The 25,541-nt window shown below is 54.5% G+C and carries 36 protein-coding genes; 30 read left to right on the top strand and 6 right to left on the bottom strand.

The window, feature by feature from the left end; translation table 11 throughout:
* Positions 1-499 precede the first annotated feature (499 nt).
* The 11 genes from ACZRN6_RS35055 to ACZRN6_RS35005 all read left to right on the top strand — a co-directional run bounded on the left by ACZRN6_RS35055 (position 500) and on the right by ACZRN6_RS35005 (position 6,820).
* Entirely contained in the window at positions 500-733 is a 234-nt protein-coding gene (locus tag ACZRN6_RS35055; protein ID WP_181087048.1) for a hypothetical protein, read from the top strand.
* Between the two features lie 40 nt (positions 734-773).
* Positions 774-980: a hypothetical protein gene (locus ACZRN6_RS35050; RefSeq protein ID WP_078466079.1), complete on the top strand. Its 207-nt coding sequence runs from the start codon at positions 774-776 to the stop codon at positions 978-980.
* 202 nt (positions 981-1,182) lie between these two features.
* Positions 1,183-1,503, top strand: coding sequence for a hypothetical protein (locus ACZRN6_RS35045; protein WP_069553529.1), 321 nt, complete (start codon positions 1,183-1,185; stop codon positions 1,501-1,503).
* A gap of 63 nt (positions 1,504-1,566) precedes the next feature.
* Positions 1,567-1,794 (top strand): hypothetical protein, encoded by a 228-nt coding sequence (locus ACZRN6_RS35040; RefSeq protein WP_181087047.1) that lies wholly within the window; start codon positions 1,567-1,569, stop codon positions 1,792-1,794.
* A 78-nt stretch (positions 1,795-1,872) separates the two neighbouring features.
* On the top strand, positions 1,873-3,054 hold the full coding sequence (locus ACZRN6_RS35035; RefSeq protein WP_181087046.1) for a hypothetical protein: 1,182 nt from the start codon (positions 1,873-1,875) through the stop codon (positions 3,052-3,054).
* A gap of 68 nt (positions 3,055-3,122) precedes the next feature.
* Entirely contained in the window at positions 3,123-3,770 is a 648-nt protein-coding gene (locus tag ACZRN6_RS35030; RefSeq protein WP_153045991.1) for a hypothetical protein, read from the top strand.
* A gap of 96 nt (positions 3,771-3,866) precedes the next feature.
* Positions 3,867-4,493, top strand: coding sequence for a hypothetical protein (locus tag ACZRN6_RS35025; protein ID WP_078466075.1), 627 nt, complete (start codon positions 3,867-3,869; stop codon positions 4,491-4,493).
* Between the two features lie 203 nt (positions 4,494-4,696).
* A complete protein-coding gene (locus ACZRN6_RS35020; protein ID WP_011923042.1) occupies positions 4,697-5,230 on the top strand; it encodes an N-acetyltransferase in 534 nt (177 codons plus the stop codon).
* Between the two features lie 365 nt (positions 5,231-5,595).
* A complete protein-coding gene (locus tag ACZRN6_RS35015) occupies positions 5,596-5,733 on the top strand; it encodes a hypothetical protein (RefSeq protein ID WP_169904023.1) in 138 nt (45 codons plus the stop codon).
* 354 nt (positions 5,734-6,087) lie between these two features.
* A complete protein-coding gene (locus tag ACZRN6_RS35010) occupies positions 6,088-6,390 on the top strand; it encodes a hypothetical protein (protein WP_169904024.1) in 303 nt (100 codons plus the stop codon).
* Between the two features lie 55 nt (positions 6,391-6,445).
* A complete protein-coding gene (locus ACZRN6_RS35005) occupies positions 6,446-6,820 on the top strand; it encodes a hypothetical protein (RefSeq protein WP_169904025.1) in 375 nt (124 codons plus the stop codon).
* A 57-nt stretch (positions 6,821-6,877) separates the two neighbouring features.
* Here ACZRN6_RS35005 and ACZRN6_RS35000 read toward each other — a convergent pair whose 3' ends face one another.
* Positions 6,878-7,561, bottom strand: a complete 684-nt coding sequence (locus ACZRN6_RS35000) for a hypothetical protein (RefSeq protein ID WP_169904026.1) — start codon at positions 7,559-7,561, stop codon at positions 6,878-6,880.
* Between the two features lie 254 nt (positions 7,562-7,815).
* Here ACZRN6_RS35000 and ACZRN6_RS34995 point away from each other — a divergent pair, with 254 nt between their 5' ends.
* From ACZRN6_RS34995 to ACZRN6_RS34965, 7 genes are all read left to right on the top strand, one after another.
* Positions 7,816-8,451 carry a hypothetical protein gene (locus ACZRN6_RS34995; RefSeq protein WP_181082268.1) on the top strand — a complete coding sequence of 212 codons (636 nt, stop codon included), beginning with the start codon at positions 7,816-7,818 and terminating at the stop codon, positions 8,449-8,451.
* A gap of 213 nt (positions 8,452-8,664) precedes the next feature.
* Positions 8,665-9,069 carry a hypothetical protein gene (locus tag ACZRN6_RS34990; RefSeq protein WP_169904028.1) on the top strand — a complete coding sequence of 135 codons (405 nt, stop codon included), beginning with the start codon at positions 8,665-8,667 and terminating at the stop codon, positions 9,067-9,069.
* A 72-nt stretch (positions 9,070-9,141) separates the two neighbouring features.
* Positions 9,142-9,729, top strand: coding sequence for a DUF262 domain-containing protein (locus tag ACZRN6_RS34985; RefSeq protein ID WP_169904029.1), 588 nt, complete (start codon positions 9,142-9,144; stop codon positions 9,727-9,729).
* A gap of 110 nt (positions 9,730-9,839) precedes the next feature.
* Positions 9,840-10,331 (top strand): phage protein NinX family protein, encoded by a 492-nt coding sequence (locus ACZRN6_RS34980; RefSeq protein ID WP_464009897.1) that lies wholly within the window; start codon positions 9,840-9,842, stop codon positions 10,329-10,331.
* Positions 10,332-10,428: 97 nt separating this feature from the next.
* Positions 10,429-10,872 carry a hypothetical protein gene (locus ACZRN6_RS34975; RefSeq protein ID WP_181082269.1) on the top strand — a complete coding sequence of 148 codons (444 nt, stop codon included), beginning with the start codon at positions 10,429-10,431 and terminating at the stop codon, positions 10,870-10,872.
* A 203-nt stretch (positions 10,873-11,075) separates the two neighbouring features.
* Complete coding sequence (locus ACZRN6_RS34970; RefSeq protein WP_181082270.1) at positions 11,076-12,131, top strand: hypothetical protein; 1,056 nt, start codon at positions 11,076-11,078, stop codon at positions 12,129-12,131.
* Between the two features lie 73 nt (positions 12,132-12,204).
* Positions 12,205-12,552 (top strand): hypothetical protein, encoded by a 348-nt coding sequence (locus tag ACZRN6_RS34965; RefSeq protein ID WP_169904034.1) that lies wholly within the window; start codon positions 12,205-12,207, stop codon positions 12,550-12,552.
* 395 nt (positions 12,553-12,947) lie between these two features.
* Here the strand turns inward: ACZRN6_RS34965 and ACZRN6_RS34960 are convergent, their stop codons facing one another.
* Positions 12,948-13,505, bottom strand: coding sequence for a hypothetical protein (locus ACZRN6_RS34960; protein ID WP_169904035.1), 558 nt, complete (start codon positions 13,503-13,505; stop codon positions 12,948-12,950).
* 186 nt (positions 13,506-13,691) lie between these two features.
* Here ACZRN6_RS34960 and ACZRN6_RS34955 point away from each other — a divergent pair, with 186 nt between their 5' ends.
* The 8 genes from ACZRN6_RS34955 (at position 13,692) to ACZRN6_RS34920 (ending at position 19,187) form a co-directional block, all read left to right on the top strand.
* Entirely contained in the window at positions 13,692-14,066 is a 375-nt protein-coding gene (locus ACZRN6_RS34955; RefSeq protein WP_284184449.1) for a hypothetical protein, read from the top strand.
* The gene (locus tag ACZRN6_RS34950; protein ID WP_284184450.1) at positions 14,057-14,395 is read left to right on the top strand and encodes a hypothetical protein; all 339 of its coding nucleotides are present in this window, start codon (positions 14,057-14,059) and stop codon (positions 14,393-14,395) included. Before ACZRN6_RS34955 ends, ACZRN6_RS34950 begins: the two co-directional genes overlap by 10 nt.
* Positions 14,396-14,513: 118 nt before the next feature.
* Complete coding sequence (locus ACZRN6_RS34945) at positions 14,514-14,693, top strand: hypothetical protein (protein WP_116827117.1); 180 nt, start codon at positions 14,514-14,516, stop codon at positions 14,691-14,693.
* A gap of 95 nt (positions 14,694-14,788) precedes the next feature.
* The gene (locus ACZRN6_RS34940) at positions 14,789-15,289 is read left to right on the top strand and encodes a hypothetical protein (protein WP_169904037.1); all 501 of its coding nucleotides are present in this window, start codon (positions 14,789-14,791) and stop codon (positions 15,287-15,289) included.
* Positions 15,290-15,383: 94 nt separating this feature from the next.
* Positions 15,384-16,082: a hypothetical protein gene (locus ACZRN6_RS34935; RefSeq protein WP_169904038.1), complete on the top strand. Its 699-nt coding sequence runs from the start codon at positions 15,384-15,386 to the stop codon at positions 16,080-16,082.
* A 98-nt stretch (positions 16,083-16,180) separates the two neighbouring features.
* Entirely contained in the window at positions 16,181-16,582 is a 402-nt protein-coding gene (locus ACZRN6_RS34930) for a hypothetical protein (RefSeq protein ID WP_169904039.1), read from the top strand.
* A 144-nt stretch (positions 16,583-16,726) separates the two neighbouring features.
* Positions 16,727-18,019 carry an HNH endonuclease gene (locus ACZRN6_RS34925; protein ID WP_169904040.1) on the top strand — a complete coding sequence of 431 codons (1,293 nt, stop codon included), beginning with the start codon at positions 16,727-16,729 and terminating at the stop codon, positions 18,017-18,019.
* 139 nt (positions 18,020-18,158) lie between these two features.
* The gene (locus ACZRN6_RS34920) at positions 18,159-19,187 is read left to right on the top strand and encodes a prepilin-type N-terminal cleavage/methylation domain-containing protein (RefSeq protein ID WP_262378143.1); all 1,029 of its coding nucleotides are present in this window, start codon (positions 18,159-18,161) and stop codon (positions 19,185-19,187) included.
* Between the two features lie 253 nt (positions 19,188-19,440).
* Here the strand turns inward: ACZRN6_RS34920 and ACZRN6_RS34915 are convergent, their stop codons facing one another.
* From ACZRN6_RS34915 to ACZRN6_RS34900, 4 genes are all read right to left on the bottom strand, one after another.
* Positions 19,441-19,755 (bottom strand): hypothetical protein, encoded by a 315-nt coding sequence (locus ACZRN6_RS34915; RefSeq protein WP_169904042.1) that lies wholly within the window; start codon positions 19,753-19,755, stop codon positions 19,441-19,443.
* Positions 19,756-19,946: 191 nt separating this feature from the next.
* Complete coding sequence (locus ACZRN6_RS34910) at positions 19,947-20,279, bottom strand: hypothetical protein (protein WP_169904043.1); 333 nt, start codon at positions 20,277-20,279, stop codon at positions 19,947-19,949.
* Positions 20,280-20,613: 334 nt separating this feature from the next.
* Entirely contained in the window at positions 20,614-20,808 is a 195-nt protein-coding gene (locus tag ACZRN6_RS34905; protein WP_116827127.1) for a hypothetical protein, read from the bottom strand.
* Between the two features lie 193 nt (positions 20,809-21,001).
* The gene (locus ACZRN6_RS34900) at positions 21,002-21,442 is read right to left on the bottom strand and encodes a hypothetical protein (protein ID WP_194941108.1); all 441 of its coding nucleotides are present in this window, start codon (positions 21,440-21,442) and stop codon (positions 21,002-21,004) included.
* 119 nt (positions 21,443-21,561) lie between these two features.
* On the opposite strand from ACZRN6_RS34900, the gene ACZRN6_RS34895 reads away from it, so the two are divergent.
* From ACZRN6_RS34895 to ACZRN6_RS34880, 4 genes are all read left to right on the top strand, one after another.
* Entirely contained in the window at positions 21,562-21,753 is a 192-nt protein-coding gene (locus tag ACZRN6_RS34895; RefSeq protein WP_194941107.1) for a hypothetical protein, read from the top strand.
* Between the two features lie 473 nt (positions 21,754-22,226).
* Positions 22,227-22,889 (top strand): hypothetical protein, encoded by a 663-nt coding sequence (locus tag ACZRN6_RS34890; RefSeq protein WP_169904046.1) that lies wholly within the window; start codon positions 22,227-22,229, stop codon positions 22,887-22,889.
* 46 nt (positions 22,890-22,935) lie between these two features.
* Positions 22,936-24,147 (top strand): hypothetical protein, encoded by a 1,212-nt coding sequence (locus ACZRN6_RS34885; protein WP_284184452.1) that lies wholly within the window; start codon positions 22,936-22,938, stop codon positions 24,145-24,147.
* Positions 24,148-25,121: 974 nt separating this feature from the next.
* Positions 25,122-25,421 carry a hypothetical protein gene (locus ACZRN6_RS34880; RefSeq protein ID WP_284184453.1) on the top strand — a complete coding sequence of 100 codons (300 nt, stop codon included), beginning with the start codon at positions 25,122-25,124 and terminating at the stop codon, positions 25,419-25,421.
* Positions 25,422-25,541: the final 120 nt, after the last annotated feature.

Raw genomic sequence — 25,541 nt, 5'->3', positions numbered from 1 at the left:
GATTTTGAATTCTTCGGGATATCGCTGGTTGCTCATGGCACCTCCTAATGGGCCTCATTTTAAGGCTTGGAGGTGTCTACGAAACTAGGGGCGATTCAGATGTCCCACGACTTACCTCAGGCTTTTTCTCTCTCGGCGAGGGCATTGACATTGGCCCTGCAGGCCTTGCTGCACTTATGTTTTGGATTAACAAAGTAGAAAGGTACAAAACCCCATACATCTGCAGCCTCGTTCTAGCTATGGTTCAGGACATGATTAATGCCTGTGATCTCTAACATTACTGTTCGAGAGCTGAATATGGGGGCGAACCACAAGCAGGTGCTCCAAAGCGGACTGTTCGGTTGGTGGGTGGGCTCATCTCACCTGGACAGATCCAAGATAATGGACCGGGCGTAAATCGCCGCACCCTCACAGCGGGAATGGAAACTATCGTAATTGTTAGCTTCTGGCACACATCAGTCGCCTGCAAAATAGGCACATCAGCTATGGAGTGCTCGCAATGTCCGTCTACCTTTGGCCCCTCGTAACCCTTCCGGCAGTCATCACCGAACCAGGTGCGTACATCACTCGGGGCGGCGAACGCGTCACGGTAGTTCGTGCAACCCAGCGCCACAGCTTCGACTGCAACGGCTTCTATGGTGAGGATAGTGCGGCGATCGCTGAAAGCTGGCATCGCAGCGGGCGCCTCTATTCGAATGTCGAATGCATAAACGACATCATTCGGCGGGTGTGAACCAAAAAGAAACCAGTCAAACAGCCTACAAGGAAAAGGAATGGCCACCCTGACATTTTGTGACTTCGATGAGGCCCTTGAGGCCGTAGAGAGCGCACCAACAGAGGAGGCTCTTTCCGCACTAATCGACACCATCAACCAGCTGTTTGAAAGCGACTGCCTCGAGGTCACACCTCGTGACTGGGCACACCTCGCATCTGCAACTATGTTCCGCACCACACAACTTCGGGATACGGCGCCGCAGTAACCAGCCGCTGCGCTCCCTTAACTCAAAGCCCTGTCAGTCGGGGCTTTGTCATTTCAGCGTCCCCCCCCTCATCCGCTTAGTTCTACACCCTCACGACGGGCCCCGATTTTATTTGGTAGCCGCTTCTGGCACGCGCCGATCACCCTCAATATTTGCTTTATCAAGAGGTAACCAACCCTCGCCAAAACGTAAAGGCTTGAACATGATTTCCACCAATGACCGCACCAAAGATCTCGAAGACGTCGCAGTTTTGAATCATGCCCTCATTCGCTACGTTGAAGCGAACGAGGAGCGCACTGACGAATCGCTGGTGTGTGTCGGCTATGCACGCATCCTCACCCTCGCCGACCAGGCCGCAACCGAGATCGCCCTCCAGAGCACAGATGAAGGTGAGGACTGGGATGGCACGGCTTGGTTTGGCCGTATTGATGCCATCGATTCAGGGAGCCTAGCAGCAGCCCTGCTGGGCCACGGTGCTGACGTTAGGTCAGTTGTCAGTGAGTGGCTCTTGTCCATCGAATAACCCACACACAGGTGGCCATCATGATGATTGGTCATCGCATAGCAGCCGCGGACTGGACAGATCATGGCCAACAATATGCAAAAATGCTGGGAGTGGCTGCATGAGCGCAGTCGATTCGCTTCCGTTCAAATCGACTTCAACCGCCACACCTACAAACAACACCGTGCCGTTTGGCACGTGGAAGGCTTCGGCTGGTGCGAAGCGAAGGGCCAAAGCTTTGAAGAGGCGGTAATGAACGCTATCAACACTCGCTTTGATACAGAAACTCTGGAATATTTCCCGGCTGAATAACAGGCCAGCCGCAGCAGCCCCTACCTGGCACCTCTGTGACGGTGTCAACCCTCCCATCAACTTCATCGCAGGTGCTTTTTGACAACGATCACATGGGATCTGAAAACCCTCAGCGCCGACACTCTGGTGAGTGACAGCGCAGCGATGGTGCAGACCGGCTTCATCGCCCAACGGGATTGGTCACTGAAATCCAAGCTTTGGGTCCCAGTTAAACCCCTCACGTTTGAGCACTCGCCTATCGTCGCCGTGGGCGCATCCGGAAACGTTCTAGTAAGCAACCTGATTGTTGACTACCTGCTTGACCGGAACCTGCCTGCTGGTATCACTAGGCCTTCAACTCCGCTGGAGGCCGATCTCGCGGCCCACGCAACGGCGATTCTTGGAATCCATAATCAGGACGCATCGTTTCTAATCCTGACTGAAAGTCACTGCTGGCGCCTCAAGGTGTTTCCCGGAAAACCCGTCGACATCAGCGACGTCACTGCCCACCCGACTGCGATCGGTGCAGGTGCCCAAGTTGCGCAGCCGTGCCTGGACGCAGGCCAAAACGGGATCAAGAGCATTATTGAAGCGGCTCGGCACACAGATTCGGAAACCAATTTCTCCATCGACTATGTTGATCGGACGTCCAGTCCCACAATAAAACGGGCGCGGCAGTCATGCACAACCCTCAGAGACCCACAGCGTCTGAATCGGGTGATTACTCGATCCATCGCACTCATCGGTGGGGGGCTCACCGCAGTGGGTGGCATTGCCTTCCAGACTGGCGGGTTTACAGGGGGCGCTCAGATGCTGTTAGTCGCGCTCAGCATGGCTGGGATCGTGGCCACAGTATCCTCGATACTCACATCTCTCTGGGACACCAAAGGAGCCAAATATCACCTGGTGCCTATTGGGGTGATGGCGTTACTGCTAGTTTGGAGTGTGAGTCAGAGCTTTCTTGAGGCACACCGGTTGACACCCCTAATCCTGCTCTACTTCCTCACAGTTTTCGCTCTGATTATGCTGCGGATAAAGTGGCCTTGGGTAAGCCGCCCGCGAAATGCGGTACATCTAGGGGCCAGCTTAACGCTGGGTAGCTTGCTCGCCGCGCTGACACTCTTTTCTCAAGCCCCCTACGACTGGCCCTTGCTTATTGCAGGCACGATCGGCGTTAGTCTTGGGTACACGGCAACTCTGCTGACGGTCAACTACATGATCCGAAACTTCTCCCGCCACCAGGTAATCATTGAGCGAATTCAAGAGAGTCAGAATCCTTAGTCAGGAATTTAATACCCCCGCTCAGGCAAGATCCTCGGACGTGCACAGCACAAGGGCTATTCGAGCAAATGAATTCAGGAAAGATATTGGCTGTGGGATGTTTCGGCGTGATTCTGATTGCCCTCGGCTTTGATATTGCAGTCACCCGCCCCTTCGCAACGATGTATTTCGTCGGTTCAAACCCCGCCTGGGGCTTTGGTCCGAGGGAGCTTGCACACTGCGTGGGGTTCGCAGGCTGCACCCTGGTAGGGTGGGCTTTGATCCGGTCGTTTTCCACGCAACGAGGCCGTCGCGCCAACCTTATGGTCGCATTGGCGGGCCTGTGTGGATTTCCTCTGTTCCTGTCATGGCCCACTTGGATGCCTTTCCAGATGGAGCATGGCTTGCGAAAGTTCATCTGCACCATCGTCATCCCTTTCTACCTCATAGGCTCAGTCATGTTGCGGCAGTATGTGAGGGACTGGCCTTCACTTACCCGGCCGACGCAAGCGGCGCTCATGAGTGCAGGAATGATGTGGATTTGGTCACTCACATGGGAGGTGGGGATCCAGCCTCACGAATATGTTTATGAAGGTCCTCCTCGGGGATACATCCAGTGGGCACAGCTGCTTTCCGACTTCGTAGGCATATGGGTCCCAGCATTGGGGTTGATTGGCCTGCGCCACCACATAGCAAACGACACCCCATCTGCGGTTTCGAAGAGCGCAGCCTTGTAGATTCCCTAGCGATCCAGAAGTGGTGCCTGCTTCTGGCACACGCAAAGGCCACCCATGATTGCTCCATTGAACAACTCAAGTCTCTGGAGACAAATTATGAACGCAGCATTCCGTGAAGCCCTCGCCGCCCGCTTCCTGTGGACGGACTACCTCGTTCTCGAAGCCATTGGAGCATCGGAACCTCAGGTCGATACCGCGTACCAGGCCGCTTGCAACGCAGTAGATGAGCTCGCTTCGAACGACGTGCTTTCCCACCGCCACTACGGCCCTGTTGCCCCTCTCCTGCTGCAGGATGTTCCCTTGCTGGAGGACCATTACAATCTCGCGTACGAGATGTATTCAGAGCTCTACTACAAGAACTATCACGACGGATCTATCGAGGTGATGCAGTCGCACTGGCTACCACCAGTCAAACCGCTGGACCTTCCCTATTCCCAATGGATGGCCGCAGTTACTCGCGCGATTGCCGATCTGATGCAAATGACCTGTGCCGAAGCCGCGGTTGCTACGTATTCCTTTGATGAGGACTTTTTCCATTCATGGAGAAACCAGGACCTGCCAGCTGTTGCAGCTGAAAAGATCCATGAGTCTTACAAGCGCCATATCGGTGGGCTGGGTGAAATCGAGCTCGAAGAGTTCATGCATGAAGTTGCCCGGGATCTTGAAGATGTCCGCCAGCAAGAAGACCACCACTTACGTTGCGATTGCACCGACCATTCTTAAGTCAGAGTCGCCGGCTAACTCCGATTCAATTCCTATGTGAGCGGCTGAATAGCTGGGGGCGGACTTAGGAAGGAAAACGGACATCCAGCAGCAGGAAATGTCCGTTCCCGCCACATCCCCAGTCAGGCACGTCGCGCAACCCCTGTGAAAGTATAGAAAAGCCGTTATCCTAGCCACGATCCGAATCCCGCTGCTGGTTACCAATGTCCAAGAATCGTGGCAACGAATACCGCTACCAGATCCTGAGGTCTGAAGCACGCAAGGCAGCCCAGGCGCTGGCGCACTCAAACGAGAACCTTAAGGCCCGGGGAATAGACACTACTCAAATCCGCTTCGATAGCATCACGCCAGTGGAGATCGAAGCCTCGGATCTTTGGGGTGATGAGGCTACCCTCTATCCTTGGTACGATGTGCATCATTGGAAGCAGGACGACACGCGCGGCTTCGATCTTTCGCTATGGTTTGGTCAGGAGCTCTGTGGGCTCTGCTACGCCACACCTAGAAAGAGCAAGATCTGCATCAAGATCGTGATTCTCGAGGGCAAGCCAGACAAGTCGCACCCCCTACGAGGTGCCGTGGCTGCGCTGGCGCTGACCGCAATCGAGAACTACGCCCTTATGATCGGTTGTACGGAGATCGAGGTCCAGGAGCCTGCAGCAGGTGCTATCCCGGTCTATGAGAGCCTGGGGTTCGCCTTCGATCCGACGGACCGGCTTGTCATCTCTATTGAGCAGTAATACTATCCACCTAAATCCCGATACCCGAGAGGTGTCTATGCAGAAGCCAAAGCACGAACCGAAACCAATGATGGCAGCACGCTTCCAAGCAGAAGCTCGTGCGGTCCTTGCTAATCGTTCCGTGAAAGCCAGCCGTTTTCTGGACGTAGCAATGTCCAAAGGCCGTGATTTCGAGCCCGTTGGCCGCCTCGCTGGCTGACAAGCATCATTGATTTCCAAAGAGCTGCCCTGACGGGCGGCTTTTTTTGTGCCTGCAATTCACAATACCCCCGGCCGGGTTCGTGGATCCTCCATAAGCATGCTTCTGGCACGCTTGCGAACGCCTCAATATTGCCCTCATTAACTTCCAAGAGTGTGGAGAGATCATGAGCAAGGCTGAAGAAAGAACAATGAAATCACTGCGAAACTGGTGGGCTCAGGGCAAGGCGACGGCCAAGCAGGTCCGCCAGTGCATGGACCTGGAACAAAAGGCTCGGGTTGAGCAGCTGAAATCCCCACTCTGAATCCCAACCAACTGGCTGTACTGGCCGGCCCCGGCTATTCAAGGTAGGAATTATGAGTAAGTTAGCAGCGCTTTTGGGCCCCGCGGACGAGAAGACGCCGTATCAGCGTGGACGTGAAGCAGGCCAGAAGGGAGACCCGGGGCCAGCCTTCCCCAATCCGGATTCGACCTGGGAAGACCGATTGTACGCCCGCGGTTGGTCACGAGGCGCAGATGATCGGGCTGGCCAACGGAGTTAGTTGCCGTCCAACAAAAAAGGGGCCCATGCGGCTCTTTTTTCGTAAAGAGGGTTCTGGCACAGGGTAAGTGGCAACAAGATGGCCATATCAAATTCATCTCATGCAAGGAATTCAATATGGCTACCGCCCACACCATCACACTCGCTTCGGGACTGGCGGTGCCTGTCGTGCAGTACAACTCGACCATCAACGGTAAAGGGTTCTACGTCAGCTTCAACGACCACGACATGTGGATCTATGGCTGCGACACCACTGCGCTAGTGCGTGATCAAATGGATGGGTTCTACATCCTCAATGGTGATCACCGTGCAGCCTACGCATCGCTTATCTCGCAAGGCTTTGAAGCGTGCATGGATTACTTCAAATCCAACATCGGGATCGCAAACAAACGTAGCGACCTTCCGCCGCAAGCCGCCTGAGCCTGATCACCCCACCCTCACGCCCGGGCTCGCCTGGGTCTCAAGGATTCAAATCATGAACCCTGGTCAGACCATGAGTATTCAATCTCTCAAAAGCAACTTGATCGGTGTTATGCCGGTCCTCGATGCGAACCTAGCCGCTGCGCACAGTGAGTACATGGCCGGCGACATACCTGCCGGTGCTTTTCACTATGTACGTTCACGTCATCTGACTGCCTGCGCAGTAGTCTCCCGCGATGACCTTGAGGCCGTAGACGCTTACAAGGCATGCGCGTTCTTAGCGATAGATCTGCGCAATGGAATCAAGGAGCTGACCGAGAGTGTGAAGGACCAGGTAGATGCTTGGTGGCAGTGTTATCGAGATGCGGGTTTTACGGAGCTTCACCCGTTTTTTGAAGCACCTATGCTGCCTTCTACGCCTATCAATTGAGCCATCTCATCAAATTCCAACCCGGTGCCAATGAGACCCGGGTTGAGTTCTTTGAAATCAGTTAGGTCTGAGTGCCGGCACCAACCTGACCAAGTCCAGCCTCCCCATCAACCTCGCGTAATCCTCTGACCACTGGCAGTAGTTCTGTGCGTCACCGTCACCCTCCCCTATCAGCACCAACTGGTGATACACAAGCCCGGTCATCATCGGCATGTGCCGGACTACTGGAGTGTGCTGCTTGCCGGAAAAATAGACCGACTCAGCAAAACTCAGAAGCTCAGATGGGTTTTGGCTTTTGCGATGCTGAGAAGGAAGGATAGTGGTGTCAATGACACACCCATTTTCCAAGGTGATCCAGGCATGAGCATTTATCGGCCGGCCTACAGGACGCCCATCCTGAAAGTCCAACCCATAGCCCCCGGCGACGTCGCGCTGCAGCTGCTCTAGGTCAAGGCCCACATAGAGGCCATCAACCAGCTCGATGTCTCCAACAGTGACGGTATGCCGGACACCCAACTCAAGCAGGATGTATGACAGCTCACGGGCGACTCTGAAGCATTTCCCTGGCAGCACGTCGGTATGCGGGAGAAACTCCGAGAAGTCACGAGCGATCGCATCAACAATCTGAGGTATGTCGATCTTCAACCCTGGAGTGATCCTCAGCGGGTAGTTCGACAATCCACCTGCAATCGCATCGGTCCGCACCATGGCTACCTTGAAAGCGTCTATGTACTCGTGCATTGGTACTTGCTCCGGCGAATCAGTGTCAATGGGCGATGACGATACAGATCGACCAAGGATCAAGCGACCCCAGCACACCATTCCCTGGGCTGGATAACGACCGCATTGGTACCCCACCTGAGGTATTGGAGGTTCGATTAGGCGTGCATTCCAAACGTTGGGGCGGCAGCCTTATTTTCCCCTTGGGAGGTTCTGGCACACTTAGTACGCCCTGATGATGGTTCCACTGTCCAAACAGACTCGGAGCCTCAACCATGAACCCAGCATTTCAAGAAGCCCTCGCCGCCCGCTTGCTCTGGATCAATGTCGCTGCTTTTGCTGGCATCGAAGGGTGCGAGGCTCAAACCGAAGCCGCCTTGGAGGTTGCCTACAACGCGGTGCACGATCTTGCGTCGAATGATGTTCTGACCTACCGCCACTATGGCCCCTGCGTGCCAGTCTTGCTTCAAGACATCCCTGAGCTGGCAGACCAATACAGCCTTGCTCACGAGCTCTATACAGAACTGCATGAAACCAACGTTAAGAGCGGATCGATTGGCAGGCTCTCAGCCAGTTGGTTGCAACCTGAGCCACATGAACACTTCTCTTACACAAGCTGGCTTGCTGCGGTCGATATGGCTATCGCTCAACTCATGGACGCTCGTGTCGGTACGGTTGCACACATTCGCCAAGGGCATTACCGCACAGTGATGCACCAATGGTCACATGGAGAGTCGCCGGTCGACACGGCAGAGGAATGCATTGATGCCTACGAGTGCAACCAGGAAATGTTGGAGGAGGAAGCCCACCGCGCGTACTGCCAGGACATTCACGACACCTATGCGTCGATTGAAGCAGATCTCTGGGCGGGATGGCGTGAGGAGTGTGAAGACCTGGGGCTTGCGGCCTAACACCGGTGGCTAGCGATTCAGTTCGTCAGACCCAATTTGCGAAACCGAATACCCAGTTCTCAGCTCATAGCTCATAGCTCATAGCTCATAGCTCATAGCTGGGATTCGGGCCATGCCAATCCGTCATTTTCAACGAGATGGGGGCTTCTGGCACACCGAATCCTCTACGAATATGAGGCCAATCAAATGCGACCCTTCAGAAAGGAAATATCCATGAGCGCCCACATCCCGGACTATCGCCCATCCGTTGGCCAGACTTTGTTTATGGGATACATGAACGACCAGCCCTACCTTGTGTCTGTAACCGGCTACCACCAAGACGCCCGCTTTACGAAAGAGCAGATCGAATTCACTGTCTGCAAAGACGGCAAGGCGCACAGCTCGAGCATCGATCTCTTCAAGTTCTACCCGGACGCCCCGATCGATAGTCAATTCGTCTTCTGCGTGGTGCAGACGTCATTCGATGGGCGGGAGCTTCTTGAGGTAGAAGAAGCCTACTTCTTCGATGCGACAACCGCGTTTGCGCACAAGACCAGCCTGGAATCTGGCGTGATCAAATCCCGACTGGATCTGCATGACAAAGACCGGACCTTCCGCGTACAGGTTGAGATGGTGTAAGCCTGGCTACCACCGACATACTGGCCCCACAAAAGTACGGACACTGGTTGTCCCTGAATACGGATTACAGCAATGGCACGTCAGATCAGCGAATTCGAGCAGCAACTGAATAAACTCATCAATCCACTGCGCACCGCACGCTGGTCAGCGGACTACCGCTGGGATGGCTTGGAGCGCGCATTGAGTGGTCTCGGTGAAGATTATGGTGGATTGGAGATGATCCCGGACTTCCAGCGCGGGCATGTTTGGACACACGATCAGCAAGCCCACTACATCGAAAACTGTCTGCGCGGCGTTGTACCTGTCAGCGGTTTGCTGATCCAGTTCAATAGCGCTAGCTGGAACGAAATCGCCAAAGCAGATACCGATCTCCCGCCTGGACTGCAATGCGTTGACGGACTGCAACGCTTTACTGCAATCACCGAGTTCGTCAAAGGCAACGTGAAGCCATTCGGGTTCACTGCTAAGGAGTTGATGGGCACGGCGTACAGCGCACGGAAGTTCTACGTGAAGGTCGCTGTCTATGACTTCACCAGCCGCGAGCAACTGCTAACGCAATACCTCGACTTGAACGCGGGCGGCACGCCGCATAGCGCCAAAGAAATTCAGCGCGTGCGTGAGCTGCTGGAACAAGCCAAGAAAGTCGTCGACCCCAACTAACCGGGCGAACCCTAAACCTGGAACGATGGAAATGTCGGCGATGTTTCGGCTTCTGGCACACCGCCAATCAAGGCAGCATAGAGGTATTGATTCCAGCCGAGGACACCGAAATGACCGCCCACGCTCCCATCCTGCCCGACCAGTCCCAAGCACTTTCGGGTTTCGTACGAATCTATCTTGAGGAACTGGACGGTCCAGCCCTGGACTGGGCGGTTGGTCAAGCGGCCGGGATCAAGGTTCAGATAGAGTGCCCCCAATACCAGAACCTCACACGAGCCTATCGCGTTACCTCGCGGGGCTTGAGCCTGTTCAAGCCGAGCGCAGACTGGGCTCATGCCGGCCCGTTGCTGCGCGAATACCAGGTGGCGCTCAATCCAGAGGCTCACTACGGGGCCGAAGGCACTGAGAACTCCGAGCGCTGGATTGCAAACATCTACTACAGCGGCGGCGAACAATACACCACTGAGCCTGCGCGCAATGAACTCGTAGCGCTTTGCCGTGCCGTCGTTGTCACAAAGTTCGGGGACTGGGTCAGTGTGCCAGTTGAATTGAGTGTGGCACCGGAAGCGGCGTACCCAAGCACAGACGTTGTCATGCCATAAGGCATATACCCATAAAAACCCGCAAGGGGGTTTTCAATGAGGACCCGTTGTTCTGAGGTAAATTGATAGCTTGTCCTGGGCAATATCTGGAAGAGACATGACTGAATATTCACCTACGCTTGGTACCCCGAAGCCTCCTCCACGACGCCAGCTCATCGTGGCAGCCTTCACTGGCTTTAACATGTATTTGATCGGAGGCATGGTTACTCTCGTGCATGTCCTGCCAGAAACAATTGGTCAATATCTCCTGGGGATGACCCTGCTCGTATGGGTTTTCCAATGCTCGGGCGGGCTTGTTTATGAGCTGTACTACCGCAAAGCAGCAGATCGAGCCTTTTGTGCCGCGCTGGTAGTCGTTTATGGGCTGGGCTACGTCTTGTGCATTCAGGGATCGAATCCCCAGCTCCCCACCCCGCCTCAGGGCATTTCTACTAACTTTGTGATCAGCGCACTTATCATCGTTGCACTAGGTGCGATCGCTTCGTTCCTTACTCGATGGACAGTGTGGGGAGACTTTCGCCTCCGACTCATGGGGCTTTAACACACAGAGTCCTTCACAAGGCCCGGCATATGCCGGGCTTTTTGTTGTCCGGCACGAGCAGGTGCATTCGACTCCTCAGAGCAGGTTCCAAGTAGTGCTGTTGAACCCGAACGTCGCTGCTTGGGCGGTTCTGGCACACGCAAAGCACCCTGATACTGACCCTATCGAAACACAGGTTCTAAACACATTCAGGAGTATCAAACATGAGTTCAACCGTTACCACCGGCAAACTGATTGGCGCATTCCGCGGTCAAGACGGCCAGCCTTGCTATGTCATGTTTGAGCAAACCTACGAATCGAACTGCTACCCCCACACCCCTCGCTGGAGCGCCCGGGCAATTGGATCGTCATCGCAGATGATTCGCGCGATCTTTCGTTCTGCCTCGGCCTGCGAAGGCCAATCGCTGGTAGGTGCTGGCGGACGGACAATCACGCCTGAGAGCTATATCGCGGGCTGGCTAGCAGAGATGGCCAACCCTGTCGCGATGGCCAACCTGGACATCATCCTTAAAGCTGGAAAAGAGTGGAATTCTCCGCTGACCATGAGCGCGTTCAACGACTCCAAGCCCGCGATGCAAGCACAGGGCTATGGGACACAGGTCGCGGCGCTTGAGGCCGGCGAATCCGTAGAGCTTTCCCTGTACGCGGACAGCAACCTCTTGGGCACCTTGTATGACGGCATGACTCTAGGCGCACACCGGGTTATTCAGAGCTACAACATCCCACTGAGCAACCCGCGTGACGAAAGCCTGGGCTACAAGCCTCAGAAGGCCAAGGCATACGACGTTACATCGCCGCGCTGCATGCAGGTCCGGGACAATGACAACGTCCTGATGATGGGCAGTGACGGACAGTGGCGCTGTGAGGGCTGGGCATACAGCATCGTTGCCCAGTTCGTAGCCTCGCTTTGGGAAGCAGAGGTTAAGGAGCCAGGCAGCTACCGCAAACGCATTCAGGCACTCCGAGCCTCGGTGGAAAACGCAGAGCCGATGCCTGCCACCGGCGTAAGGGTTATCGTCGACACGACCGTGAAGGTCGAAGACTACAAGCAGCGGACCATTGAGCGCTTGTTGGCGAAGGTTGAACACAGCTCTGTTGGTAAAGAAATCCACTTCGCTATGCCGCAAGGTCAGGACGAGATCTACTCCCTCACCCAGTTCCCTGCCGCAAACACGACTTGGGTCATCGACGCCAAGCCCGCGGCAAAGCCTACCCCGCAGCAAGCACCCATGGAGCAATTGAGTTTCCTGGCAGGCTGAATTCAGGTCGATCGTGCGGTGGCCAGTTACAATGCCGATCATGGCCACCGCGCATAAACTTCGGAGTGTATTCGTGAACAATCCCGCAACCACTGAACGCCCAGGTTTGAAGCTCCTCGCAATCGAAGCCAGGCCCGAGTCATTCGCTTTCCACTACAGCCGCGACGGCCGTGAGTGGGCGGTTGAACTGGGTGCGGTAGCGAGCGAGAAACTGCAAGACCTGATCAACGGCGCGTCCGACCTGGATCAAGCAACGCTCAGCGAGCTCCGCAAGTTTGGCCTCGTGGTGTTGAATCCGGATGGCGGAATTAAATACCCGGTCTCAGTGACCGAGATCGGATTCAGAACTGCCAAAGGTCTGGCCGAAATTCAAACCGCGCCAGCGGTGCCAGGCCGGATGCTCATCACAGACCCTGAGTGAGTTTATGATTACGACACAGCAACGCGAATACACCGTGGCCATGGCTTCATCCGGCAATAGCTATCTGATTCACCGTTTCTTCCACGAGGTGCTTTCAGGCGGGACGGGACAGGAATCGCATATTTACAGCTCAAAGTGCGGCAGCGTAGCTGTTCCAGGGATAGATCGGGATCCTGAGTTGGTAAAAACGTCAAAGCGCTGCAAGCGTTGCTTCAAATGAGTGAGCCCGGCACTGTCCGGGCTTTTTGTGACCTGCACTTGGACTCGCCTTTAAATCCTCAGTGAGGAATTCGCCCTAAGCTGAGGGATTGGTAGAGACGGGCGAGTTTATTCAGGCCCACCCCAGACTCAGGGATGTTCGGGGGAACTCAAGCTTGCGAATACTCAGATGAAGATTAGATAAATGCCGTTGGGCACGACTGTTCAATTGGATGCTGGACGGGACTTTTCCCGGGCGTTTGAAACTCATCACCGGCCAACACTCTCTCGCAAAGCTGCTTCACAAATGCAATATGAGCTGCTTGTTTGGCCCCTTTCTCCGTCGAGTCTTTGACTCTGACCCTTACAGACCCATGCAGAAAAGCGGCCTGCATGAATATCGAATGGGTATAGACATTTTTTATCAGGCAGCGGCGCTTGATTTCAGTAAGAAAGGTGATCGCATCTGGAGCGCGGGGTAACGTGTTGATGACGTGGGAGCAGACCTCCGCATGGGTTGCTAGATCCGGCACCACATCTGCGATGTAATCCAAAGCTACTGAACTGCGCGTCATCAAGGCATGACGCAAAGCGGTTTCACTCACAATCTCACATGATTCAAAGTCGAAGACCTCAGCATTGGTCGGAGCTATACGGCCACTACGATTCCCGCGCCTGGTGTTTGAAGCCGAGCCTTCTGGTGAACCATCAAGCCCGATTTCGTACATGGATCTACTTTCTAAAAGATTGCTCACTCAAATCTACCTTCTGAATCGAACAGCCTTGTAGCACGGCGTTTTTGACCCAGGCAATCCAATAACTGCAAGGATAAATCCGAGCCCAACAATTTAGTTCATTTGCGGTGAAAGCCTGAGGTTCTGCCACAACGAAAATGGCATCAGCATGTGATCATCTAGTCCAATGACTCATGAGTACAACCAATGAAATCCACCCTGACTTCGGCCGCAGGCCTGCGCTTCGTCAAGTTCGACATCGAGCGCTGCATTCGTATCGTGACTGAGGACGGCGAACATTGCCTGCCGATTGACCCTCGGCAGTGTGAAGACATTCTAGCGCCGATTGCCCTGGATGGATCGTTGAGCATCGGAGACCACCAGCGTTTGAATCTCATCACCATTGAAATTGGTGGCGCTTCCTACGCGGCTATGGACACCATCGATGGGAGCTCTACCAGCGGGCTGCCAATGCAGAATCCGACGATTACTCGCACATCTTCTCAGAAGGTTCGTATGGAGGCGTCGTGTGGCGCGTTGTGGGCTACCTCTCCAACCGTCCTGGCGATGCCTTGCAGCTGAACAGCGGTAATGACGAAGCAGGCGTGCGGGCAGCCCTGGGCGCTTTCCAGTCGCTTCTTTCGCCAGCACCTGCACCCTCCCCAACTCGTGTGGTAGTGGAACTCTCCGATGGCGGCTTGGTGGGCATACATAGCCAACAACCTGTCGAGGCCATCGTTGTGTGCTTCGACCACGAGGATGAAAGCAATGGAAGTGTCAGCGAACAGGCACAGTGGTTCAAGGACAATGCCGGCAAGACTGCGGCGATCTGGCATCACCGCGACAATGCAACAGAGGAGATGCAGGCCTTCTTCGCCAAGGCAGCAGAGCGCTCCACCGCCCCAAGTTGAAACTCTGACCGCTGGCCCACCAGCGCCGGTATTCGGCAACTATTGTTATCGTCGAATTCCGAGATGTCGAGCGCGGTACCGGGCTAGAATCCACTTAACGCGTACTGAGGAGAACCCAATGCAAATTCAACCCGAAACAACGTATCGGTTCACTAAGAGCGGCAACCTTGTCCGCACCAAATCACCCACTGACTACGGCGGACGTGGCAACTGGGTTGTTGCCCGCATCGACACCGGAAAAGAAATGATTGTGCCGGGACGTGCTCTGATCGATCCCGACCATCCGGATTGGTCTTAGGGAGCGCTGGAAATACAGAGTGTGCCGTAGGTTCTGGCACACTCAGAGCGACCTCACAATGTGTCCATCATCCAGCGGACACCATCGAGGTCATCATGCAAGGTAACATCAGCTACCGCCCTTCCCCTTTCCCAATTGCCACTAAAGCCACCAACGGTTTCCGAACGCTGGCTGAACTCTGCACCTTGTGGAATGTGCTCAGCGCCGTATGCCTGACTGATGATGGTGCTGAACTGGACAATTCCTTTCTGCACTTCGACAAGGGAGACGACGTCGCCGATGTCTGGCACTGGTTTGAGCAGCAGAACCCCTTGTTCGTAGCAGCGAGTGCTGGGCAGCACATCGGCGATGACCATCCATTCCGCACCTTGGGATTGGTCGAACAGGCCCTGGCCCACGTCGCAAGCATTCACCCTTCCGTCACGCAAGTCGTCTACGGCGATGATCTGCGCTGGCGCTACTCGGCGAGCGGGGGCGCACCGGTAGCTTTCAATCGCACTGAAAACATCAGCCTTCTCGAAGACGCTGCTGATGAAGCATTCGACCGTGCACTGCAGAACGTGGTCCTCACCTTGGGCAAGGTTAGCAGTAGCTGACTGCCGGCACCTCCTCGCGGTGTACGTGCTTCTGGCACATGATAGTTGCCCTCACGATGAGAACTCATAACCGAGCTCACAAGAGGGCCACTAGATGAACACCCCACGAACTATTCCCGCAGCGGGTCTGCGATTCACGAAGTTCGCCATGGAGCGTTGCCTGCACGTTATCTACGACAGCGGCGAGCACTACATGCCCTTGGACGCCCGCCAGCGCGAAGAGATCCTTGCCCTGGTTGCCAATGCGACCAGGCTGACTGATGAAGACGCCGCCCGCCTGGCGCTCATTCACTGCGAACTTAACGAGACCATCAGTATCGTGCTGGATACCCTGGACAGCCCCCTGTACGCGCTGGCCAGCGACCCCAACGATCTTGAGCACATGCTATCAACTGGTCATTACGCCGGTGTCGTATGGCGCGTGGTGGGCTTCCTGTCTGATACCCCGGACGAAGCCATTCAACTCAACGTCGGGACCTGTGAGGCGAGCGTGCGTCAGGTGCTGGAAGCATTCGAATCCTTGGTTGAGGCAGCAACTGCCCCAGTCCGCCTTGTGGCAGATGTCACTGGTGGCGCACTGCACGGCATCTATGCCGAGCGACCGGCGGAAGTGGCATTCATCAGCCATCACCGTGACGACCTGGACGAGGAGCAGGTCCGGGAAGGCTACACCGCCACCAATGGCCAGCCAGTGGCTATGTGGCTGCAAGACTCTACTGGCGGCGAGAAAATCGTGGTTGACCACTACTTCACCGAGCTCAAGAAATCCGCGCAACGGAGCGCGGCGGCTTAAACTGGGCATTCGTCGCGCCGGCGTCATGCTGGCTATCTCCGGTGCCGCTGGATCAACTGGATGCAGTGGCACCCAATTCTGAATTATGAGGGGGCATCTTGGCTGGGGAAATTTCTGTAACGTTCGGCTTCTACTTCTGCGTAGAGCCACAAACGGTTGAGGGCAAGCAAACTTCCAGCCTTTACGACCTGGTCGAACCAATTGATGAGACGTTGGCTGGACGCTTCTTTCAAGCGGAAGATGAAAATACGAGTCGTTATGCATACGGTTGTGCCAGCGGGTGGTTCGGGCAGGAGATGACAGGCACAGGTAATCTGCCTGCCGGGGACCGCTGGGCAGACTTCAAAGTCCGCAACGGGGATTTCGAAGCGCTCAAGAAGGAGTACCAGCGCTTCATTGAAGACGACAACGTTATTCAATTGAAAGCGTTGATGGATGAGCACTATGGACCGGACTCCTACGAGATCCGCCTGGGATCATTTGCCGGTCAATCGTTCTAAGCCACTTCCTCACTTGATATGCACCCCGGGCTGGTATGGCCGGGGCTCTGTCGCCGGCTATCCAATCCCAGGGTTATCACCGATACTCGTGGCCATCTGCCCTACAGCACTTGTAGCGCGCATCTAACGAGTGACGGATCACCCATGACCACGCTGGCCCGGGGGCGCAAAACCACCCCGACTTCCAAAGCCAAGCCAAAGAAACCAACGGGACGGTTGAGCCGCGCCCAATACGCTGGTTACGAGGCATGGCTTCAATTCAAAGTGGCTTACGTTCTCTATCTGGATGAAAGCACCAGTACAGCAGACCACTCAGAATACGCTCAGTGGTTCGACGGGGGCGTACTGGGCTCGCGTGCGTTTCACCACGACGCTCAAACCCTCACCTCGACAATCAACTTCTCCAGCCTCATCACTTCCCGGCCCGACACCGTCATCGAGGAGGATTTATCAACGCTTCCTACGCACCTGTACGCCCTGGACGTTGAAGACATAGCCGACTTTACGGGTGATGACGTCGTGCAGGCCTGGGAGAGCCGTGCCCACTCTTGTGGCTCACAAGAAGCTGCGGCCGAGATGTTTGCCCTCTACAGGGTGTTGATCGGGGACGATGAGTTTTATGCCGGCGCAACCACCTACCTTTACCACCCAGACGTATTGGCCATCTTCACCCCGATCGCCGAGGCAGAAGCGACAATTCAGAAAGTGTTGGTCGATCTGGAAGCGGCACACGTGCAGGGCCCGGTGATCGATACCCTGCCAGAGGCTGTGGAAGTACCACTGCTCAGCCTGGGCGACATTCGAGACCTCAGCACGGAGCAGCTTAAGTCCGCTTGGGCAAACAGGCCGGATAGCTTCGCGTCACTTGAGGCTGCTGCAGAAACACTGGCCATCCTCCGATCGCTCAACTCGGCTCAGCTGGAGAAGTCCAGCTATCGATTGATGATGGATCACGAACTGATACAGGAGCTTGGGGATTCGCTTCCAAGCGAAAGCGAAGCATCTGCGCCGTCGCCATCAGTCGAGCTGGCCATGCTCAAGGTCGACCGGCGAACAGTGCGCACGCAGGTTTCAGTTATTCGCCCAGGGCAAGCCAATTTTCGGGGGACCATGTTTGCCAGGTACGGAGGGGAGTGCTGCATCTCTGGCTGCAGAGTGGATACCCTGCTGGAAGCTGCCCACATCATTCCCTATCGCGGAGATCAAACGGATGATGTAAGAAACGGGCTGCTGTTGCGGGTAGATCTACACCGCCTGTTCGATGCGCACCTGATAACAATCAATCCGGTCACACTCAGGGTAGAGGTAGCCAACTCCGTAGATGATGCTGAGTATCAAGCCTTAAACGGCAAGCGTATGTTCGTGTTCAGCCCGAAACCGAGGATTCTATTCCTGGAAAGCCATTTCCTAAAGTTCGTTGAGAACACCACATTATAACCAGTTGGTAATTTAAGCGCGCGGCGTCATGCGAAAAGTTAATATGTTAAAAAATGTTAGAAATTAACGTAGGTCTTTTGGGATGACATATTAATTGGATCCAGTATTTTCACGGTTCAATCAATTGGATATCTTTCTAATGCGACCTAAGCTAGACCTTGGCCCTGGCCATGCAGAGGTACAGTCAAGGCAACATATCTCCCGGCATGAATCGACTCAAATTAAGAATCAAGCAGGTTTCACGATGCTTGAACTGTCAATTGGCCTAGCAATAATGGCAATTATTGTTATCTACACCACGCCTAACTTGATCGAAGATCTGAATGAGAAACGTGCGAACATCACAGCTCAGGAGACACAAACGCTGATCGATGCAGCCCGCACTTACAGAATTCGAGAAGGGAAATGGCCAGGAAACGCGACTTGCGCAGATGCATTTTTGGTTCTTCAAAATACAGTACCTCCATTTCTCACTGGGGCACCAGATAAAAACAGATTTAACTCTCTGGTTACGCCGTCCTGCACTCAATATACATTCAGCATTGATCAAACCATCATCAAGGACTGGTCAGGAGTTGTTGCCAATCTTTTGCCATCGACAAAGGAGGTCGACACGTCAAAATCGCTCATTCGCACTACAATCGGCATCCCTGGCACCGAGCCTGCCCTTGATTCCAAGCTTTCCAGGATTGCGACTGGAAACGCCGAACTCAACCGTATGAGAACCGAATTACTTCTCGGCGGAAATGATATTTCTGAAGTAAATGAGATAGCTGCTGTATCGGGGGTTTTCAGCGGAAATCTCTCGGTAAAGGATGCGACCCTGTTACATGGGCTGCTGACCGCAGAAGGCGAGTCTCAGTTTATGAAAAAAGCAGTATTCAATGACTCTGTAGTTCTAACAAAGATTGTTACAGCCAAGACACCTTGCCCCGAAAATGGCGCGCTGGCGAGGGATGCTACCGGTATGACCCTATCTTGCCAGAACGGACAATGGGCTGGTAACGGAGGTCTTGAAGGGCCGTACGCTGTGACCGGTTCAAATCTGGGCGCATGGAAAATGTGCACTCTGAACTATGGAAGCGGTAACGCCAAGTCGCTCAGCTACAGTGGCGGAAATTGGTATTATTCCGGGAGCGGCACACAAATAGTCTATTGCTATCGCTAATTGTGTCGGGGTAGATGGTTAGAAACTCAGCTAGGAATTCGACCGTAGTTTCGAACCAGAGGTGGACGAAGGGTAAATGCTCACATGCCCTGCTTGCGTAGGCTCTCCAACTCACGACTGAGCTTGCCATGAGGGAGAGTGCCGAGCGTGAACCGTTGGAGAGCCCGATCTAGACGAGCGATCTCGTTTGTGACCTTAGCGGACGCTGCATTAGCTGCTCTACGCTGGGCAGGCTTCATCTTGACTTGACTCTTTAGCTCAGGACGATTGAAACAGAACTGTTAGTACGGCGCATGACTTCGTCCTGTTGCTTCTGCGAGGAGGCCTTAGCTAACTCAACAGGGTCAGCATCGCTGACGATTGAGGCGACGACACCATACTTGCGGCCTTGCTTGCGGAAGAAGTCGAACACCTCCAGTTCCGCAGGCTTAAGCATTGCGAAGTTATGACCATGCAGCGGGAGCGCCTCAGCCAGCTTCGCGATAACAGAATCTGGAATGAGCCCAAGTTTGGCAACCAGCTCTGGTGGAAAAGCGCGTGCATTTTTGGCAGCGGTCGAATTATCCATCGGTCGATTCCTGTAGTTAGGGCTGTATTGGGGAGCGGCCTGGCATGACGTTTGATTTCCCGATGAAGGTCAGGCTATCCCGGTCAATCGGTACTCCAGGCCACTCCCCAATCCAGCCCTTGTTGAGATGGTAATATTTTACTGCGCTTTACACGTGCCACCACCCTGCTCGTGGAGCATTCTTTTCAGTGCTAGCCTGGCGTGTTGGTTTGAGCCTCAATCGAGGCAAGGAATTCGGCAGAAATACTCGGAAGTATCTGGCTATACACAGTCCAGACTGTGTACCCATCCTGCCGTTGGACGCTCAATTTCCAATCCGAACGCAAACTGATCGGAACGAGTTCATTCGTCTTTTTGCGGTCCCCAGTACGCATATTTTTAGCGACCTTGAGGTAAGGTGTTGCATCTGTGCCAACCAGTTCAACAGTCGCTCCGCCATATGTCTGCAAAAACACAACGCCATCATCCTGTACAAGGAAGCGATCCGCTTTCGCGTCAATGCAGAGTTCCAGTGCTGATTTCATACTCTTTACCTATAAATTGAAGTTACTGGCAGGCAATGGAGTTGGTTGAGGCGGTGTATCACCGACGTAGACGAACTCCCGAGCAAGGTGGTCCCAAAGGTAACCGTGCTTGTAGGCCTCAGCACGAACGCTGTCTACCCTGTCGCTCATACAATTCACTGGCTGGCGAATAACCGCCCTGCACTTCACTTTGACCCACTCTGGCAAACTCATACCTCATCCCGCCCATATGTCCATTTTGATGGTGACAGTAAAACTGAGTGCGCCGCGTGCCAGAAGCACCTAATGGTGAAGTGTTCACGATACATCACGGCGTACTCGATAGGCTTTTCGCTTATTCCTCCCATTCGATCACATCCCAGTCGTAACTGATCTCGCAGCCATCGCCAGCGGTACGCCAGGTGCAGTCACCCTCATCTACCCTGGTGAGCTTCTCTTCAACGGTTGCCTTGGTATTCCAGTGGCGAAGCTTGCACAGGACGGTCGTGCCTGGTGCTGGAAGTCGGTCTTTTGCAGTGATCCATGCCATCGGTTGATTCCAGTCAGTTGTGGTTCAGCACCAAGAGGACGGCGCTGATAGAGAAAACACAATACCGCCTAGTCTGGCGTGCCTGAAGCCATAAAGCGGGGCTGAAAATCTGTTCAACCGACATGGATACGCAGGGAGCATCGGAGCGCCTTCAGGCTGACCCCTTAAGGGACAAAGGGCTGACGTTTCGGGATTAGCTAGCTGTTTGAGTGAAGATGCTGTCGTAAATCCCAGCTGTCAGAACCTCTTTCAATCCCTCAGCGAGGGCAGAAAGGGACCCAATTTTGGCCACTTCAGCCACTAGAGCAGAGAAGGTGCCGCCTGAAGGCATGTCCTGGACAACTCTCAACAGAGCAGTGCGCTGAGAATCATTCAGGGCCACACCTGAAACCTTCTCTACCATGCCGGCAGCATATTCAGCATCACCCTGCCCGAACGTTACTCGCTGCACAGGCGCTGCCGAGATCGGCAAGTCACTAGCAGCGATGGCACCACTCTCAATGCCTTCCAGGACATTGACGAATGCCGCGTCTAGACGGCGCTCATCACGAACAAAATCTGCAATCTGGCTGAGCTTCTTTGCGTCCACTGCTGTTACCTCTGATTCAGAAACGAGGGATTTGAATTGGTTCAAGGATATCCCAGCTTACAGAATCGCGCTGCTGGACAATCCGCTGCTGGATCGGGGCCCCGTGGGCTTCTGACACACCTATTGACCACGATAATGGACGCCACAGCAGAAAGGGGCATCAGATGGTCATCAACGAGAAAGAAGTGAAAAAAATCGAGGCTTATGCCTGCCCTCGGGATTTTCGTACTGGCAAGCGGACTCGTATGCGCGACTGGCGTGTAACCGTTCAGTTCGTAGATGGCCACGTATGGAACGACGGTGGCCACGGCACCCGTAAAGCTGCTCTAGCCTATGCCCAACGCTATGCACGCTGAACGCCGCGGCAGCTGCACTGCTCCTTGAGATTGCTCCGCCGTTACCAGTTGCTGGTGGTGATCAAGCCAAGGCATCGGATTCCGCACACCGGTTTTGACTCTGTTCTCTGATGTTCCCGCGTTAGTTTATTAACCATCAAGTTGGGGTCGATGCTTCTGGCACACCAATATGCCCCGCAGTATGAACGTCCCGAATTCGCTCTGGAACATGCCATGCGCCCCATTCATTTGTACGAGAACACTCGGTTGAGTCCCACCGATGAGCACCCTCAACCACCCGGTGAGTTTTCCCCCTGTAACTGTGGACACCCAGGACCACTAGGCCGTGAACGTTGCGGTGCCGATATGGCAGCATTCGCAGTTCGCTGCCCGGGCTGCAACAAATCTGTCCAAGCGTTCACTGAACAAGCTCTGCCCGTGAATTGGAATGCAGTGAGCCGTAAACACGCCCCCGTCCAGCCGGCGGCTTACAAATGAACGCAGCGCCGGCTAAGCGGCGAGAGCGCGCAATCGAATTTACGGGCCAGAAGGTTCGTGCATTCCAGAACGGTGCCAGCAACGTCACTAGACTGATCGTTAAAGGCGCTGCACGACAGTGGCTGATCGACCAATCCCCAGCATGGGTTGCGAGCCACGCTGATGAGCTCTGCCCCTTTGGCCAAGCTGGGGATCTGCTTTGGGTGCGCGAAGCCTGGAGCCAGGACTTCGCTAACCATTACCCTTTCACCACCACTTGGTATCGCGCGGATGACGATCGCAGCTATGAGATAGATGAAAAGGACGGAGTCCGAGGCATCTACAGTCCAGAGCATGATGAGCACGTACCTTTCAGGTGGCGCTCCAGTCGTTGCATGCCGCGGAAAGCAAGCCGACTGACCCTCGAGATAACCGGGCTCAAAATTCAACGCCTACACGACATCAGTGATCAAGAGATCATCGGCGAGGGCGTGCGTCAGGCGCGTGATGGCAGCGGGTGCTGGGTTGGCCGTGAAGGCCCCCGACGGTTAATGACACCATGGCTGACCGCCCGCGAAGCCTTCATCGACCTGTGGGAAGAGAAGCACGGCCCCGGCAGCTGGGAGGCAAACCCCTGGGTTTGGTGCATCGAGTTCAAGAGACACATCAATGGCATCTAACCGACTGCCCTAGCCTCCCCTACAACCCACACTCACGAGGTGCATCATGACTGACATCCAACGCTGGATCACCGTGCCTTTACCGCTCACCGTTGACATGGAAGTGGCATTTGCAGAGGCCTGGTACTCCAAGCGGCGCTGCATTGATGACGTTGAAATGGCTGATGCCTGGGAGGCGGCATGCAATGCTGCACCTGAGTCGCCCCAGGATCCACGCACTGAATCCCTTCAGCGCCAGGTGGCTCGACTTAACGACATGGTTCGCAACACCGGTAAGGCCCGCGAAAAGCTGCAGGCAGCAAACGATGAATTGCTTTCCTTACTACGGGAGTCACTGGCCCGCGACGATGCAGGGATTTACAGTGTGTCCATGACGCCGTCCTACCGAGATCGCGTGCGCCAGGCGCTACACAAACACGAAGTTCGCCGACCGGGCGCAGCTACCCTATTCCAAGAAACGGTTGATCACTTCCAAGAGGCCCTCGAGGCTGAGCGCCCAGGTTCCGAGCAGATCCGGGGCATCCTTAACGACACTATCGCTCGAGCAGAGGCAGAACGTGATGCTGCACTCGCTCAACTTCAGGCCCTTCAGAATGAACCGGTATCGGTGAAGCTGATTGTTGTGCACCGAGGCAATGAAGTTGACGAACCTATGGTGACCTTCAGCCCCGAGTTTGCCCGGCAGTTTGATGCCCTCCCCGCCGGAACAGAGGTATGCCTGTACACCAGTCAGCCGTCGCCTCGTTTCCGCGGTGAGGGCCTGGCTCAGTTGGCGTTTCCGACCATGCTTCGGAAAATGTGGTCCGGTAGTGACGTTCAAGGTTGGCTTAACGAACAAGGGCCGGTCTATGTATGGCCCTCGCTGCAAAGAGCCTCATTCCAATCGCGCGTGGCACCCTGGCTGGTCGAGTGCTTTGGAGATGCGATCGCCCAAGACACACAAGAGCGCAACCAACGGTTTCTTGAAGAAGCCCTTGAGTTGGTTCAAGCATGCTCCTTGACCTCAGACGAGGCTCACCAGTTGGTCGACTACGTATTTGGACGGGATGTTGGCGAGCAGTCGCAAGAGGTCGGCGGCGTTATGGTGACGCTGGCTGCACTGTGTCACTCCCACGAGCTGGCAATGCATCAGTGCGGCGAAGCTGAGCTTTATCGAATCAGCCGCCCAGACGTGATGGCGCGGATTCGTGAAAAGCAGAAAACCAAACCAGCATTCAGCCCTCTGCCTGGCGCTCACCCTGATCGGTGCAAGGAGTAGTGATGGACACGATTTCGGATGCAACAAACGCCGAAACAACAGCGCGGTGGACCTTCGCATGTTCGCGTTGCCCCTGGAACGGATTCAAACCCGAGGTGACCGCCATTGGTTTCTTCGCAGACTGTCCTGAGTGTGGATGTTCTTGCACTACGGATGAACCCACCCATGAACCGATTTCAGGACAAGCTGACAACAACTGACTCTGGGAAAACTCTGCCTGTCCTGGGCGAACCATGAGCATGTAATCAAAATTGGATGATTATGAGTAATCAAGAAAACCTGGTGAGAAATACAGTTTTGTCCTGCACCCTTAACGTAGGGGTCTGTGTTCTATGTATTGCTATGCTGTCCGGGCTCATAGCTGTAGTGCCCGCTATCGAGCAATGGCGCGCCCAAATGTGGCAGCACGTGTCGGGGATCATCACCGACGGCGGCACTAGCTTGATGCCCGCGGCCTACATTCAATGGGTAACCTTCCTAGTCGCGGCCTGGTCGCTGTGCATCGCATTGAAACTGGGTATACAACATTCCCTATGGTGCATTCCCTTTGGAGTGCTGACATTAAGCTCAATTCTACTGGGCGTGATTCCCTCGTATTACGCGATGATGTCAGTGTGCGGGGAATGGACACGGGACTTCATCTCCACTCAACCATTCGCCATCAGGACTGCGGTGGGTTTAGTTACCATCCTTCCCGCCCTAGGCCCTATTCTGTTGTTAACCTGCCTAATAGCGATTTCGTGTGGTGGAGACCCTGAACCGAACAAGCAAGCGGCAGAACAATGATGGAGAGGCCCGATTTAGTCTGGATCAATGACTCCCCGTCAATGACCATGCTAAGCTGATCTACAGTCAAAGGGCCTGTTAATGACTGATCAAAACCTAAACTTAATTATAACCCATGAAAAAGCCCGTCATCGCCAATCACAAGTTGACAACTTTTAGACACCCATAATTTTCCCAAGGAGAGTGTCATGTTTTACAAGAGTTTGTTGAAAGCGTTTGAAGCCGGGGAACTGGCGATAAATATCGATGATGCTGATAATTCGATAGTGGTCACTAGCCTTAAAGGTTCTGCACTTATCAACCTGAAAGCTAAATTCTTAACTGAAAAGGAAAGGTTTTTCTTAGCTGAGTCAGCAAAATACTTCACAAAACCATGCAATCCAGAAGAGGCTATGCAAAGAGCTGTTAAGGACCTCATCGAGGATTGCGACAGAACGATTGAGCGAGCCCGGCCCTATCTAAAACCTAGAGTCAGCACTAAGCCTTAACAGTCAGGTACTTTTAATCCTGGCGGCGGCAAAAACTGAGTGCAACACCTGACCTTTCCGGTACGGTGCTGCCCCTATGTCTTATTCCGAACTCAGCGTTGAAGAACGCGCCACCATTCA

This window comes from Pseudomonas sp. A125 (assembly GCF_055409485.1).
This window is presented reverse-complemented; position numbering and strand designations above follow the sequence as displayed.